This window comes from Pseudomonas sp. DG56-2 (assembly GCF_004803755.1).
GTDB classification, from domain to species: domain Bacteria; phylum Pseudomonadota; class Gammaproteobacteria; order Pseudomonadales; family Pseudomonadaceae; genus Aquipseudomonas; species Aquipseudomonas auratipiscis.
This window is the reverse complement of sequence record NZ_CP032311.1, coordinates 2,824,123-2,838,567: the sequence shown is the minus strand read 5'-3', so window position 1 is coordinate 2,838,567 and position 14,445 is coordinate 2,824,123. Positions and strand designations below refer to the sequence as shown.

The 14,445-nt window shown below is 59.5% G+C and carries 11 protein-coding genes; 9 read left to right on the top strand and 2 right to left on the bottom strand.

The features are described from left to right. Window positions 1-168 precede the first annotated feature (168 nt). The 4 genes from D3Z90_RS12810 (at window position 169) to D3Z90_RS12795 (ending at window position 5,329) form a co-directional block, all read left to right on the top strand. A complete protein-coding gene (locus D3Z90_RS12810; protein WP_136478942.1) occupies window positions 169-1,746 on the top strand; it encodes a mechanosensitive ion channel family protein in 1,578 nt (525 codons plus the stop codon). Further along, entirely contained in the window at window positions 1,743-3,428 is a 1,686-nt protein-coding gene (aspT, locus tag D3Z90_RS12805; protein ID WP_136476146.1) for an aspartate-alanine antiporter, read from the top strand. Before D3Z90_RS12810 ends, aspT begins: the two co-directional genes overlap by 4 nt. Before the next feature lie 222 nt (window positions 3,429-3,650). Next, window positions 3,651-4,028, top strand: a complete 378-nt coding sequence (locus tag D3Z90_RS12800; RefSeq protein WP_178084185.1) for a helix-turn-helix domain-containing protein — start codon at window positions 3,651-3,653, stop codon at window positions 4,026-4,028. Further along, window positions 4,025-5,329, top strand: a complete 1,305-nt coding sequence (locus D3Z90_RS12795) for a type II toxin-antitoxin system HipA family toxin (protein ID WP_136476145.1) — start codon at window positions 4,025-4,027, stop codon at window positions 5,327-5,329. Before D3Z90_RS12800 ends, D3Z90_RS12795 begins: the two co-directional genes overlap by 4 nt. A 63-nt stretch (window positions 5,330-5,392) precedes the next feature. Here D3Z90_RS12795 and mhpT read toward each other — a convergent pair whose 3' ends face one another. Next, window positions 5,393-6,598: a 3-(3-hydroxy-phenyl)propionate transporter MhpT gene (gene mhpT, locus D3Z90_RS12790; protein WP_136476144.1), complete on the bottom strand. Its 1,206-nt coding sequence runs from the start codon at window positions 6,596-6,598 to the stop codon at window positions 5,393-5,395. A 303-nt stretch (window positions 6,599-6,901) separates the two neighbouring features. Here mhpT and D3Z90_RS12785 point away from each other — a divergent pair, with 303 nt between their 5' ends. Further along, window positions 6,902-8,212, top strand: a complete 1,311-nt coding sequence (locus tag D3Z90_RS12785; RefSeq protein ID WP_136476143.1) for an OprD family porin — start codon at window positions 6,902-6,904, stop codon at window positions 8,210-8,212. A gap of 5 nt (window positions 8,213-8,217) precedes the next feature. Here D3Z90_RS12785 and D3Z90_RS12780 read toward each other — a convergent pair whose 3' ends face one another. After that, window positions 8,218-8,697, bottom strand: coding sequence for a MarR family winged helix-turn-helix transcriptional regulator (locus tag D3Z90_RS12780; RefSeq protein ID WP_136476142.1), 480 nt, complete (start codon window positions 8,695-8,697; stop codon window positions 8,218-8,220). A 193-nt stretch (window positions 8,698-8,890) separates the two neighbouring features. Between D3Z90_RS12780 and D3Z90_RS12775 the strand changes: the two genes are divergently transcribed. From D3Z90_RS12775 to D3Z90_RS12760, 4 genes are all read left to right on the top strand, one after another. Beyond that, on the top strand, window positions 8,891-9,721 hold the full coding sequence (locus tag D3Z90_RS12775) for a p-hydroxycinnamoyl CoA hydratase/lyase (protein WP_136476141.1): 831 nt from the start codon (window positions 8,891-8,893) through the stop codon (window positions 9,719-9,721). A gap of 91 nt (window positions 9,722-9,812) precedes the next feature. Next, window positions 9,813-11,261, top strand: a complete 1,449-nt coding sequence (locus D3Z90_RS12770) for an aldehyde dehydrogenase (RefSeq protein ID WP_136478941.1) — start codon at window positions 9,813-9,815, stop codon at window positions 11,259-11,261. Window positions 11,262-11,314: 53 nt separating this feature from the next. Then, window positions 11,315-13,198 (top strand): feruloyl-CoA synthase, encoded by a 1,884-nt coding sequence (locus tag D3Z90_RS12765; protein ID WP_136476140.1) that lies wholly within the window; start codon window positions 11,315-11,317, stop codon window positions 13,196-13,198. Beyond that, entirely contained in the window at window positions 13,195-14,436 is a 1,242-nt protein-coding gene (locus tag D3Z90_RS12760; RefSeq protein ID WP_136476139.1) for a thiolase family protein, read from the top strand. The genes D3Z90_RS12765 and D3Z90_RS12760 overlap by 4 nt, the downstream gene beginning before the upstream one ends. Window positions 14,437-14,445: the final 9 nt, after the last annotated feature.

Below are 14,445 nucleotides of genomic sequence, written 5' to 3'. Positions count from 1 at the left end.
ATGCGTGCAGAGTATTGATCGCGCCGGAGGTAGGAGGGCAGAACGCGGTCTATTCTGACCTTGCCGCTTACCACGGGGGTGCGTGGGAGGTGGCGATGTTCAACCGGAGCGAAGGCCATGGAAAAGTGGGTAAAACGCGGGTGCCTTGGGGCGGCTGTACTGCTGTGGATGACGTTTTACCAGCCCGCTTACGCTGATCAGGAAACTGCAGTCGTTACCGCGCCGGCTGCCGAACTGAAAGTGTTCAATCGCAGCATCCTGACCTTTCGCGCCACCTTGCTCGGCGAAACCCCGAAGGTTCGCATGCAACGTGCCGAAGCCGTGATCAACGAGATGATTGGCGGTACCGAAGATCTCGACATCAGGATCGATGCCATCCAGGACAGCTATCTGGTGCTGCTCGGTGAGCGTCGAGCGTTCATTGTCACACCCAAGGATACTGACGCCGATATCAGTGTTGCCGAGGCTGCCACTGAGGCTGCCAAGCGCCTCGAGACGGTTGTGACTGAATCACAGCAGGCGCGCAGCGTACGATTTTTGCTGGTCGCAGGCGGCTTCAGTGTGGTTGCTACCTTGCTGTACCTTGCCTTGTTGCGCCTTGCTGCGTATATACAGCGCAAGCTGTTGTCGTGGCTGCCGAAGAAAATTCGTCGCCATCATGATGTACTGAAGGTTGGCCAAACGCCCCTGTTCGATACCAGCAATCTGTTTCCCGTGTTCAGGCGCTTGTTGGCGTTGCTGTACTGGATTGTGGTGCTGCTGCTCACGTATGAATGGTTGACCTTCGTGTTGCGGCGTTTTCCCTACACCCGACCTTGGGGTGAGAGCCTTGATAACTACCTGCTGAACCTGGCGGGATATCTGCTGGATGCCATCGTCAGCGCGATTCCGGGGCTGGTGATTGCGCTGATGATCTTTTTCATCGCACGTGGGGCCAGCGCCTTCAGCAAACGCATTCTTGAGCGGCTGGCGCGTCCCGGCACGATTTCCTGGCTCAACGAAGAAACCCTGCACCCGACGATGCGCCTGACGGCCCTGGCGATCTGGCTGTTTGCCCTGGCGATGGCGTACCCCTACCTGCCCGGTGCCGGTACTGATGCGTTCAAAGGTCTGTCGGTGTTGATCGGCTTAATGATCTCGCTGGGGGCTTCGAGCGTGGTTGGCCAGGCGGCAGCCGGTCTGATCTTGACTTATACCCGCACCTTGCGCCCCGGCGAGTTCGTCAAAATTGGCGAGCATGAGGGCACGGTGACCGAGTTGGGCATGTTCACCACCAGTATTCGCACCGGGTTGGGGGAGGTGTTGACCCTGCCTAACTCGATGATTACCGGCACGGTGACGAAAAACTACTCGCGAGTGGTGCAGGGCGCTGGTTATGTGGTGGACACGGTTGTCACCATTGGCTACGACACACCCTGGCGCCAGGTCGAGGCCATGCTGCTGGAGGCGGCAAGCCGCACAGCCGGTATTCTGCAGACGCCGCGGCCGCAGGTATTTCAAACCGCGCTTTCGGACTTCTATCCCGAGTACCGCCTGGTCGCCCAGGCAGTGCCGAGCGAGCCGCGACCACGTGCCGAGTTGCTGTCGTTACTGCATGCCAATGTGCAGGATGTGTTCAACGAGTACGGCGTGCAGATCATGTCGCCGCACTACCTGGGCGATCCGGAACATGAAAAACGCGTGCCCAAGGAGGGCTGGTATGCCGCGCCCGCGCAGGCGCCACATGACCAGGGAGACGCGCAATGACCGAATTCGTGCTGCATGCCTTGCGTTCCAACCCCGAGATCGCGGTATTCCTGGCCATTGGCTTGGGTGTACTGGTCGGCCGTATCCAAATTGGCAGCTTTCATCTGGGTTCGGTGGCCGGTGCGCTGCTGATGGGGCTGGTGATCGGCCAGGTCGGCCTGGAGGTGCCCCACGAACTCAAATCAGTGTTCTTTGTGCTGTTCATTTATGCCGTTGGCTTCAAAAGTGGCCCGGAGTTTTTCGGTTGCCTGAACCGTGGCAGTCTTAAACTGGTGCTTTTTTCGGTGGTGCTTTGCAGCACCGCTCTGGGCGCGATTTTGCTGATGAACAAAATCTACAACTTCGATGCCGGCTTTACCGCCGGCTTGGGTGCAGGCGCCCTGACTGACACGGCGATCATGGGTACGGCCAGTAGTGCCATTGCGCAACTGGGGTTGGATGAGGCGGCGAAGAACCAGTTGTACAGCCATATGGCAATTGCCTATGCCATTACCTATGTGTTCGGCACAGTGGGGTTGGTGGTGTTTGTCGGCAGCATCGCCCCGAAATTGTTGGGCGTGGACCTGCGCGCCTCGGCGCGGGAGCTGGAGCTGGAGCTGGGCATCGCCAGCCAGGAAGAGATCATCAGCATCCCCTATACGCGCATCGTGGTGCGCGCCCACTCTTTGACTGAACCCAGTACACTAGGCTTATCCATCCATGAATTGGAACGCCAGCATCCGAGCATGAGCATCGAACGGGTAGTGCGCGCAGGGGTGGTGCATGAGCGCGACTCGGCGATGCAATTGCAGTTGGGCGATATCGTCGGTATCTATGCCCTGCGCGAAGACGTCGGGTATTTGAGTGGATGGCTGGGCGCCGAGCTGGACCACCCCGAAGCGTTGTCGTTTCCTACCCGTACTGCCGAGATAGTGCTGACCAACAGGTCATTGGCTGGCAAGACCGTGCATGAGATCAAATCCCGGCTAACGGGCTCTGAGCGTATGGGCTGCTTCATCAATTCGATCACCCGGCAAAACCTGGACTTGCCGCTGCTGCCCAATACCGTGCTGCACAAAGGTGATGTGATCTCGCTCACCGGGCGTACGGCCAGTGTTGTCGCCCTGGCCGAACAGTTGGGACGAATTCGCGAGCGCAGCTATAAAACCGATATTGCCGTCCACGGCTTGGGCATGGTGGTGGGCGCGCTGCTGGGTATGCTATCGACGCATATCGGCATGATCCCCATTGAACTGGGCGTGGGTGGCGGGGTGCTGTTGGTTGCACTGCTGATCGGCTGGTACAACTCGCGTCATCCGGAATTCGGCAGCTTACCGCCGGCTGCCCAGTGGGCGTTTTCCGAGTTTGGTCTCACCGCATTCGGCGCAGTCGTCGGCTTGCTGGCAGGCCCACCGGCAATCGCCGCCATGCAGAACGAGGGCCTGGCGCTGCTGATTTCAGGAATCGTGGTGACGTTGTTGCCGCCGCTTGTTTCGCTGTATTTCGGACGCTATGTGCTGCGATTGCACCCCATGGTGCTGTTTGGTGCATTGGCCGGGGCGCAGACTGAAGCGGCGTCGATGAACAAAATCATCGAACAATCCGGGAGCAACACGCCAGTGATTGGCTTTACCGTGTGCTACGCGATTTCCAACGTGTTGTTGGCCGTGTGTGGCCCGATCATTGTGTATATAGCCAGTTAATCTCCGTCTCAGTCGTCTTCGCTAGATGTGCATTTATTCATGCAGCGCCAATAAAATTAGGCGTTAATAGACGTAAATTTGCTCTGCGCCTAAAAATCTAGGCGTTACTCTGTCTTTTCAGAAACCTTTTAATAGCGCTCATATAAAGCCTATAATTCTAGGCGTAGCTCGGCCGAAAGGCCTTCTTTGCATAGGAATATAGGCATTATGCGAACAGAATCGATGACTGATGAAGCGATCGCCGGTGAAATTGGCCAACGCATCGAAGCCATTCGCTTGAAACGAAATCTGGGCCAGGACATCGTTGCGCACGAAGCCGGCATCTCGCGTGAGACGTACCGCAAAATCACTGCAGGAAAAGGCACGTTAGTGAACGTTATTGCAGTGCTCCGCGTACTGGGTGAGTTGGGGCGCTTGGCGACGTTGATCGAGGAGGTCAGGTCAAGCCCACTGCAGTTAGCCAAAATGCACGGTAAGCGACGACTGCGGGCCGCGCGAGCGACGTCTGCCGAGTCTTCATTAAAGCCGACTGCAACTACCCCAATCGGCAAGCCGACGCTCATTGGTGGCACCCATACGAAAAAGGACAGTAGCTGGTGATTGCTCGAATCTACCTGTGGGATGTGTACGTGGGTGCACTCAACTGGAACGCTGACACCCAGATTGCGGAATTCGAATATACCCCTGAGTTTGTCAGGACTGGATTGCAGATTTCACCGATCCACATGCCTTTACGCGAGGACTACACCTATGTGTTCCAGGGGCTGGACCGGGAAACCTTCAAGGGCTTGCCTTCAATCCTTGCCGACTCGCTGCCGGATGACTTCGGTAACGCGCTGATCGACGCCTGGCTGGCTCAACAAGGGCGCGACAAGGTCACTTTCTCTCCGGTGGAACGCCTCCTGTACCAAGGGACACGCGGTATGGGTGCATTGGAGTATCGGCCGGCACTGGCTGCAGAGCAGAACAAGGGTGAGAGCATCCAGATCGATGCACTCGTGCGCCTGGCCAGCGAAGTATTGTCGGAACGCGGATCGCTGGCCGAAAGGCTGACTGCGCACGACCCCTCTGTCGATGACGTTGCCCTGCAGCACCTCATTCAGGTTGGCACCAGTGCCGGTGGCGCGCGGGCAAAAGCCGTCATTGCCCTGAACGCGGCGGGTGAGATCCGCTCGGGCCAGGTACCGGCGCCAGCGGGATTCGAGTACTGGCTGTTGAAATTCGATGTCGCCAAGGATTCGAAAGTCCTGGCTGACTCGCAAGGCTATGGGCGGATCGAATACGCCTATCACCTCATGGCCAAGGCCGCGGGTATCACCATGACCGAATGCCGGTTGTTGGAGGAGGGTGGTCGGGCGCACTTCATGACCAAGCGATTCGACCGTACCGCCGATGGCGAGAAAATCCACGTTGCCACGCTGTGCGCGATGGACCATGCAGATTTCCGCAAGCCCGGCCAATATTCTTACGCCGAAGCATTCGCCGTACTGCGCGCGCTTGGCGTTTCCCGCGATGGGGCCGAGGAATTCTATCGCCGTATGGTCTTCAATGTGGTGGCCCGCAACCAGGACGACCACACCAAGAATACCGCCTTCATGATGGACACCGACGGAAGCTGGTACCTGACTCCAGCCTACGACGTTTCCTATTCGTACCTGCCCGGTAGCTTCTGGGTCGACACTCACCAAATGAGCATCAATGGCAAGCGTGATGACTTCACCCTTGAAGATTTGCTCAGCGTGGCAAACCAAGTGCGCGGCATGGACGCCAAGCAGATCATCCGTGATGTCGTCGAAGCTGTCCGGCAATGGCCGCATTTCGCTCAAGTGGCCGGCGTTAACGCTACAGCCAGCAAGCGCATTGGTGACGTACACCGGTTGTATCTGAGCGAAGGGATTTGATCGCCTGCAAGTGAATGAAGTGCCGGAGCCCGCATTGCCGACTCCGGCATATCTGCCCCTGCGTCAGCCCTGCAGAGGCACCTGCTCGGCGGTCACGTCCTTGCGCAGCACATGCATGACTGCCAACGCTGCGATCACCAGGCCTGGCGACGCTGCCAGCAATACACCAGCGGTGCCCGCCCCAGTCGCCAGAATCTGCCCGGCCGCCAGCGGCCCGCTGACTGAACCCAGTCGACCGATCGCTACTGCCGCGCCGACTCCAGTGGCGCGCACGGCGACCGGATACAGCGGCGGCGCAAGCGCATACAACACCAGCTGTGCGGCCATCACGAACAACCCGGCGGCGAAACCCGCCATCGCCATCGCTGTCAAGCCTATCGACAGGCCCAGCCCGGCCAAGGCCGCGAGCAACCCGGCATAGATGCATAGCACCACTTTGAATGGGTTGCAGCGGTCCAGCAGAACGCCACCGAGCAACGAACCCAGCGCGCCGCCAATGTTGAATAGCATCTGTACCATGCCGGCATCCGGCTTGCTGAAACCTTGGCCGATCAACAGCGAAGGCAACCAGTTGAGCAGCATGTACATGACGGTGAGGGTGAAGAAGTAACTCAGCCACAATGCCAGGGTCGATCCCGCACGCCTTTCACCGAACAGTGCCGTGCTGGTGGAGACACGCAGGGCGGTTCGGCCGCCGCGTTCAAACGCCATGGACTCAGGCAGCAGTAGCAACATCAGCGGCACCGCAAACAATGGCGCCAGACCGCCAATGATGAACGTGATCTGCCAGTGGTCATGGGAAAACATAGCCACGACTGCCGCCAGCGCACCACCAAGCGGCACACCGGCATACATGATGCTGATCGCGGTGCTGCGCCGTTGTTCGCTGACCGCTTCGGCGCACAGGGCAATCAAGTTAGGCAGGGCAGCGCCCAGGCCCAGGCCGGTCATCAACCGTGCCAGCAGTAACTGCGGGTAGCTGTCGACATAGGCCGTCCACAACGAAAACACCCCGAACAGGATCACCGCCGCCACCAGCACCTTCTTGCGACCGACGCGATCGGCCAGCCACCCACCAAAGAAAGCCCCGGGTAACAGGCCTATGATGCTGGCACTGAATACCCACCCCAACATACGCGGGTCCAGGTCGAAATTCTGGCGTAAGCCGGCGGCTGCGGTACCGGCTGACTGCAGGTCGAACCCTTCGATCAGGGCGACGATAAAGCAAAGGGCAATGGTAAGCGTCGATCGACGCGTTGAAGTGTTCATTGGCACGAGCCTCGTTTTTTGTTGTTCTGATCCGCCAGCTGTTCCGGCGTGCGAATAAGATTAACAAATATAACTAGTTTGGCAGTGGTTTTTTACCTGGCCTGAAAGAAGGGTAAAACGTCAGATTGATCAGCGAGTTAGACATCTACAAATGAATTTCATGATAAATAGTTAATAAAGATAACGTTCGATTATCGGACACTTTTGGTTGACTAGGAGAAGGTGGCTTTCCATTCTGCGCATCGCGGGGCGTCCAAGGCGCTGCGCAATTGCCGAAAACAACAACAAGAAATGGATACCGCCATGCATGATCGCGTTCGTGACACCCGCATTGCGTCAACGCTGCACTTGGCAACAAGGCCAACGCTTTTAGGGTTGGCCATCGCGCTGAGCAGCAACCAGGCCCTGGCCCAGGGTGTGCTGGAAGACAGCCATGCCACGCTAACCCTGCGCAATTACTACCTGGACCGCGACTATAAGGACGATGGCGCCAAGCAAGCGGCCCGCGAATGGGCACAGGGATTCATCCTCAATCTAGAATCGGGATACAGCGAAGGGCCAGTAGGATTTGGTTTCGATGCCCGCGGCCTGATGGGGATCAAGCTGGATTCGGCACCATCACGCAGTGGCACCGAACTGCTGCCAGTTTCAAAGTCCGATGGCGAAGCTGCAGATGACTATTCGCGCCTGGCGCTCACGGCGAAGATGCGTTGGCGCAAAACCATCGTCAAAAGTGGTGATGTGTCGATTTTTCTGCCCTTTGCTTTCGCCAGCCCCTCGCGACTGCTGCCGCAGACGTTCCGCGGCACCACACTGTCTTCATCGGATTTCGCTGGTCTGGTGCTGAATACCGGCTACATTGACCGGGTCAACAAGCGTGACTCGACCAGCTACGAGCGCATGAGCATCGCTTCGCCCAACCGACGCTTCAACGGTGCGGCGACCTCATCGCACCTGGCTTATGCAGGGGGTGATTATCAAATCACTTCGGCACTGGGTGTACGCCTCTACCATGCCGAAGTGGATGATCTCTACCAGCAGGACACCCTGGCGGCGTTGTATGAGCAGCGCATGGGCCCTGGCTCCCTGACGGCGGACCTGCGTAGTTTTTTCAGTCGTGAAGAGGGGCGGGGGCTGGCCGGAGAAGTCGATAATCGCAACCTGTCGGCCTTGTTCAGTTATCGTCTTGGCGGCCATCGCCTGGGCATCGGCTATATGCATGCCAGTGGCGATACTGCCACACCCTATATCGGCGGCACTGAACTGATGGGCATGAGTGAGCTGACCATGAGTTCGGACTTTCTCAACGCCCGTGAACGAACCTGGCAGGCTATCTACGACTATGACTTCACCGCCGTCGGCCTGGTCGGTCTGAAAGGGCGTCTGCGCTATGTACGCGGCGACCATATCGAGCTGGCCGCCTTTAATGCTGATGGGCGCAAGGAGCGCGAAATGCAGCTGGAACTGGGCTACGTGATCCAGAGTGGACCGTTGAAAAACCTCGGGCTATTGGCGCGCAAATCCATCTACCGCAATGACTTTCCGACAGGGACGGCGTTCAGGGATGAAAACCAGACCCGTTTCCAGCTGATCTACAGCCTGCCTATCTGGTAAGCGCCTCAGTCCTGATACACCTTTTTCAGTAACCTGAGTAACTCGGCCCGTTCGTTATCGTCCAGGGCCGCAGTTGCCTCCAGATCGCTGTCGGCGGCAATTTGCTTGAGTTCCTTGAGTAAGCTCTCGCCGTTTTTGCTGAGGAAAATGCCATAGGAGCGTTTGTCTGGCTTGCAGCGGATGCGCACTGCCAGTGCGCGCTCCTCCAACTTGTTCAGCAACGGCACCACCTGAGGCGGTTCGATCGCCAGGGCGCGGGCGAGATCCGCCTGCATAAGCCCTGGCGTCTGATCAATGATCGCAAGGGCCGAGAACTGCGCCGGGCGCAGGTCATGGGCCGAGAGCTTGCCGATCAAATTCTGGAAGCACTTGAGCTGGGCACGGCGCAAGGCATAACCGATCAGGTTCTCCAGTGATGCGTCCAGCGCCGCTGCCGGAACGTCAGCCTCGGGCGCGGCGGCAGTGCTTTGGGCGGATCTTGCCATTAGGCGGGCTTCCTTGAGTCGATAAGAATATTACCTAGTTTGCCTCGATAGGCAGGCCATGGCTAGCGCCTTGATACATCAAGGCTTCGCGAGCGAGCCAAGAAATAGTTAATTTTAATAATAGTTAATTGACATAACTATATTGCGAGGTTAGCTTTTGCACATCGTCCATCGAACAACAAGAGCAGAGACCATGAGCAAATACGAAGGCCGTTGGAGCACCGTCAAGGTTGAACTAGAGTCGGGCATCGCCTGGGTCATTCTCAATCGTCCGCAAAAGCGCAACGCCATGAGCCCGACCCTTAACCGCGAGATGGTCGAGGTACTGGAAGTGCTGGAGCAGGACGCCGAAGCCGGTGTCCTGGTCATTACCGGTGCCGGTGAATCCTGGACCGCGGGGATGGACCTCAAGGAGTATTTCCGTGAGGTCGATGCCGGCCCGGAAATCCTTCAGGAAAAAATTCGCCGTGAAGCGTCGCAATGGCAATGGAAGTTGCTGCGCATGTATGCCAAGCCAACCATCGCCATGGTCAACGGCTGGTGCTTCGGTGGCGGTTTCAGTCCGCTGGTGGCGTGCGACCTGGCCATCTGCGCCGACGAGGCAACCTTTGGCTTGTCGGAAATCAACTGGGGCATTCCACCGGGCAACCTGGTCAGCAAGGCGATGGCCGATACGGTCGGGCATCGTCAGTCGCTTTACTACATCATGACCGGCAAAACCTTTGACGGGCAGAAGGCTGCGCAGATGGGCCTGGTAAATGAAAGCGTGCCGCTGGCGCAATTGCGCGAAACCACGGTAGCCCTGGCGCAGAACCTGCTGGAGAAGAACCCGGTAGTACTGCGCGCAGCCAAGCACGGCTTCAAGCGCTGCCGCGAACTGACCTGGGAGCAGAACGAAGACTACCTGTACGCCAAGCTCGATCAGTCGCGCCTGCTCGATAGCGAAGGCGGTCGCGAGCAAGGCATGAAGCAGTTCCTCGACGACAAGAGCATCAAGCCGGGCCTGCAAGCCTACAAGCGCTGATCGCAGCGGCTGCGTAGATAGCTCACGGCGCAGCCTGCTTGTTTCAGCCCATGGCGAAGATTCCTGACAACGAAAATAAAGAGGAATGACGATGTTACAGGTGCCGTTGCTGATTGGCGGGCGGTCGCGCCCTGCCAGCGATGGAAATACGTTCGAACGGCGAAACCCGCTCAGTGGTGAGGTGGTTTCGCAGGTTGCCGCTGCCACTCTCGACGATGCCGACGCTGCGGTGGCAGCGGCCAAGGCGGCATTTCCAAGCTGGTCGGCACTGAGCCCCAACGAGCGACGTACGCGTTTGCTTAGGGCGGCCGAGTTGCTCCAGGCGCGCAGCAGTGAATTTATCGATGCCGCCGGCGAAACAGGGGCCATGCCCAACTGGTACGCCTTCAATGTGCGCCTGGCCGCCGGCATGCTGCGCGAAGCGGCAGCGATGACCACACAGATCTGCGGGGAGGTGATCCCCTCCGATGTGCCTGGCAGTTTCGCCATGGCCGTGCGCGCACCGTGCGGTGTGGTGCTTGGCATTGCGCCGTGGAACGCCCCGGTCATTCTGGCCACCCGCGCAATCGCTATGCCGCTGGCTTGCGGCAATACCGTGGTACTCAAGGCCTCGGAACTGAGCTCGGCCGTTCACCAACTGATCGGTCAGGTGCTGCAGGATGCGGGGCTGGGTGACGGCGTAGTGAATGTCATCAGCAACGCCCCGCACGATGCCCCCGCTATTGTCGAGCGTCTGATTGCCAACCCAGCGGTGCGACGGGTCAACTTCACCGGTTCCACCCACGTCGGACGAATTGTCGGTGAACTGGCGGCGCGCCATTTAAAGCCTGCGTTGCTGGAGTTGGGCGGCAAGGCCCCGCTGCTGGTACTTGAAGATGCCGACTTGGACGCTGCTGTCGAAGCGGCGGCCTTTGGGGCCTACTTCAATCAGGGACAGATCTGCATGTCTACCGAGCGTTTGGTGGTCGACAGCCGGATTGCCGATCAATTTGTCGAGAAACTTGCTGGCAAGGTGTCGCGCCTGCGCGCGGGCGATCCGTCTGACCCTGCTTCGGTACTGGGTTCACTGATCGATACCGGTGCCGGCGGGCGTATCAAAGCGCTGATCGATGATGCGCTGGGCAAGGGCGCGCGCTTGGTGTGTGGTGGGCAACTGGATGGCAGCATCCTGCAACCGACTTTGCTCGATGGCGTCGATGCGAGCATGCGTCTGTATCGGGAAGAATCTTTTGGTCCGGTGGCGGTGGTGCTGCGCGCCGAGGGCGACGAGGCGCTGCTGGCAATGGCCAACGACTCCGAGTTCGGTCTGTCGGCAGCGATTTTCAGCCGTGATACCGCGCGGGCGCTGGTGTTGGCCCAGCGGCTGGAGACGGGGATTTGCCACATCAACGGGCCGACCGTCCACGATGAGGCGCACATGCCATTTGGCGGGGTGAAGGCCAGCGGTTACGGCAGCTTCGGCGGCCGGGCGGCCATCGAGCACTTCACTCAACTGCGTTGGATCACTTTGCAGCATGGCCCCCGCCATTACCCCATTTGATCGGCAGGCCTTGCGGCCGTTGAATGTAAAAACAATAACAAGGAGCACCCTGCGTGAAAACCGCAATCAGCCCCCGCCCGAGCGACAGCCTAAGAGCGCCGCGCTACCGCAAGGTTTGCATCGGCCATCCCGAAGTCGAGGTCAGTGAAGTAGACGGCATCCTACGCATGCGCGCCAAGGAGTCACTCGCACCTTTGCCGGACCGGCTGCTGGAGCGCTTGCAGCACTGGGCCCGGGAAAAACCGCACCACACCTTTATTGCCGCGCGTGACGAGCGCGGCGCCTGGCGAGAAGTCAGCTACACGCAGATGCTTGAGCGTGTCCGTGCCATCGCCGCGAACCTGCTTGGCTTCGGCCTTTCGGCGCAGCGCCCGCTGGCGATACTGTCGGGCAACGATATAGAACACCTGCAGGTAGCCTTGGGGGCGATGTACGCAGGCATTCCATATTGCCCGGTATCGCCCGCCTACGCGTTGCTGTCACAGGATTTCGCCAAGCTGCGTCATGTATGTGAAGTGCTGCAGCCGGGACTGGTCTTCGTCAATGATGCTGCGCCCTTCGCCCGGGCCATCGAGGCGGTGTTGAGCGTCGATGTGCCGTTGATCACTGTTCGCGGGACTGTGTCCGGGCGCACGCGGATCGCCTTCAATGACTTGCTCAGCGATCCCGACCTTGCTGCCGCCGATGCCGCGTTTGCCGAGACCGGCCCGGACACCATCGCCAAGTTCCTGTTCACCTCTGGCTCCACCAAGCTGCCCAAGGCGGTGGTGACAACCCAGCGCATGCTCTGTGCCAATCAGCAGATGTTGCTGCAGACTTTTCCCGTGTTCGGGCAAGAGCCGCCAGTACTGGTGGACTGGCTGCCGTGGAATCATACCTTTGGCGGTAGCCATAACCTAGGTATCGTCCTGTACAACGGCGGCAGCTTCTACCTGGACAATGGCAAGCCGACAGCTCAGGGGTTCGCCGAAACACTGCGTAACCTCAAGGAGGTTTCACCCACTGCCTACCTGACCGTGCCCAAGGGCTGGGAAGAGCTGGTCAAGGCGCTGGAACAGGACGCGGAGTTGCGCGAGCGATTTTTTGCGCGCATCTCGCTGTTCTTCTTCGCCGCTGCTGGCCTTTCGCAAAACATCTGGGATCGCCTGGACAGCGTCGCCGAACAGCACTGTGGCGAGCGTATCCGCATGATGGCGGGCCTGGGCATGACCGAGGCTGCACCTTCATGCACCTTCACCACCGGGCCGTTGTCGATGGCCGGCTACATCGGCCTGCCGGCGCCTGGGTGCGAAGTAAAGCTGGTGCCGGTGGGTGACAAGCTCGAAGGGCGCTTTCGCGGGCCGCATATCATGCCCGGCTACTGGCGCGCCGAGCAGCAGACCGCCGAGGTGTTCGATGCTGAAGGCTACTACTGCTCGGGTGATGCGCTGAAGCTTGCCGATCCTGGCAACAGCCAATTTGGACTGATGTTCGACGGCCGCATAGCCGAAGACTTCAAGCTGTCGTCGGGGGTGTTTGTCAGTGTCGGCCCTCTGCGTAACCGCGCCGTGCTCGAAGGCTCGCCCTATGTGCAGGACATCGTGGTGGCCGCACCGGACCGTGCCTGCCTGGGCATTCTGGTGTTTGCCCGCCTACCCGAATGTCGCCAACTGGCCGGGCTCGACCCGCATGCTACCGATGCCCAAGTGTTGGCGAGCGCTGCGGTGCGTGATTGGTTTGCCGGCTGGCTGCAGCGCTTGAACATTGACGCCCAAGGCAACGCCAGTCGAATCGAATGGCTGGTGTTGTTGGAGGAATCGCCTTCGATTGACCAGGGCGAAATCACCGACAAGGGCTCGATCAACCAGCGTGCGGTCTTGCAGCGGCGGGCGGCGAGGGTGGAGGCGTTGTATCGCGGCGAAGACCCGGCCATGTTGCATGCGGTGCACACATCATGAAGCTTGCCGGGCTGTGCAGCGTATTTGAGGATGCCGCCATCATCGAGATGGTGCGCACGCCGTGGTCTGACCTGGGCGCGGCGCTCGCCGGTGTTTCGCCCATCGATCTTGGGATCAAGGTCGCGCGTGAGGTGATTGCACGTTCGGGAGTGGACTCGCAGACAGTGGATAGCGTGCTGGCGGGCAGCATGGCTCAGGCCAGCTTTGATGCCTATATGCTGCCGCGCCACATCGGATTGTACAGCGGGGTGCCCAAGGCGGTGCCAGCACTGGCAGTGCAACGCATATGCGGCACCGGACTCGAGCTGTTGCGCCAGGCCGGTGAGCAGTTGACGCTCGGGGTGGAGCTGGCCTTGTGCGTTGGCAGCGAGTCGATGTCACGAAATCCAATTGCTGCGTATGACCATCGGGGTGGTTTCAAGCTCGGTGCGCCGGTATCGTTCAAGGATTTTCTCTGGGAAGCCCTTTACGATCCTGCGGCAGGCCTGGACATGATCGCAACGGCAGAGAATCTTGCCCGCCAGTACGGCCTGGCGCGCGAAGACGTCGATGCCTATGCCTTGCGCAGTCATCAACGTGCGCTGATGGCCCAGACGCAGGGCTGGTTTGATGAAGAAATTGTCGCAGTACATAACGAAACCTTCGCCCCCGAGCACTACCATGCGCGCGCCATCAAGTTGCCACGCGGGGTGGAGCAGGTGGGTAAAGACACTCACCCTCGCGCCAGCGATGCCAGCGCACTGTCACGACTTGCAGCGGTGCACGCGGGCGGCGTGCAAACCGCTGGCAACAGTTGCGCAGTCGTCGATGGTGCAGCTGCAGCGCTGGTGTGCCGGTACTCGGGATGCAGCCGACCGCCTTTGGCGCGCATGTTGATGGCCACGGCCGTCGGCGTGGCGCCCCACACCATGGGCATCGGTCCCGTTCCGGCCATTGAACTGCTACTGCAGCGCAGTGGCCTGCATCTGGATGAGATCGATCGCTTCGAGATCAACGAAGCCCAGGCTGCCCAAGTGCTGGCCGTCTCCCATGCATTGGAACTCGATCCCGAACGCTTGAACCCGCACGGCGGCGCCATCGCCCTGGGCCATCCGTTGGCAGCAACGGGTCTGCGCCTGGTGCACACCCTGGCCCGGCAACTGCGTGCAGGCAACCTGCGTTATGGGATTGCCGCTGCCTGTATCGGTGGCGGCCAGGGCATGGCGTTGCTGATCGAGAACCCGCATTACGCGGATTGACAACCCTTG

What these genes read in the sequence shown, in the direction of transcription:
- D3Z90_RS12780 (WP_136476142.1), bottom strand. Translation starts at nt 8,697, where the DNA reads ATGGCAAGATCCGCCCAAAGCACTGCCGCCGCGCCCGAGGCTGACGTT.
- aspT (WP_136476146.1), top strand. Translation starts at nt 1,743, where the DNA reads ATGACCGAATTCGTGCTGCATGCCTTGCGTTCCAACCCCGAGATCGCG.
- mhpT (WP_136476144.1), bottom strand. Translation starts at nt 6,598, where the DNA reads ATGAACACTTCAACGCGTCGATCGACGCTTACCATTGCCCTTTGCTTT.
- D3Z90_RS12785 (WP_136476143.1), top strand. Translation starts at nt 6,902, where the DNA reads ATGCATGATCGCGTTCGTGACACCCGCATTGCGTCAACGCTGCACTTG.
- D3Z90_RS12800 (WP_178084185.1), top strand. Translation starts at nt 3,651, where the DNA reads ATGACTGATGAAGCGATCGCCGGTGAAATTGGCCAACGCATCGAAGCC.
- D3Z90_RS12760 (WP_136476139.1), top strand. Translation starts at nt 13,195, where the DNA reads ATGAAGCTTGCCGGGCTGTGCAGCGTATTTGAGGATGCCGCCATCATC.
- D3Z90_RS12810 (WP_136478942.1), top strand. Translation starts at nt 169, where the DNA reads ATGACGTTTTACCAGCCCGCTTACGCTGATCAGGAAACTGCAGTCGTT.
- D3Z90_RS12775 (WP_136476141.1), top strand. Translation starts at nt 8,891, where the DNA reads ATGAGCAAATACGAAGGCCGTTGGAGCACCGTCAAGGTTGAACTAGAG.
- D3Z90_RS12770 (WP_136478941.1), top strand. Translation starts at nt 9,813, where the DNA reads ATGTTACAGGTGCCGTTGCTGATTGGCGGGCGGTCGCGCCCTGCCAGC.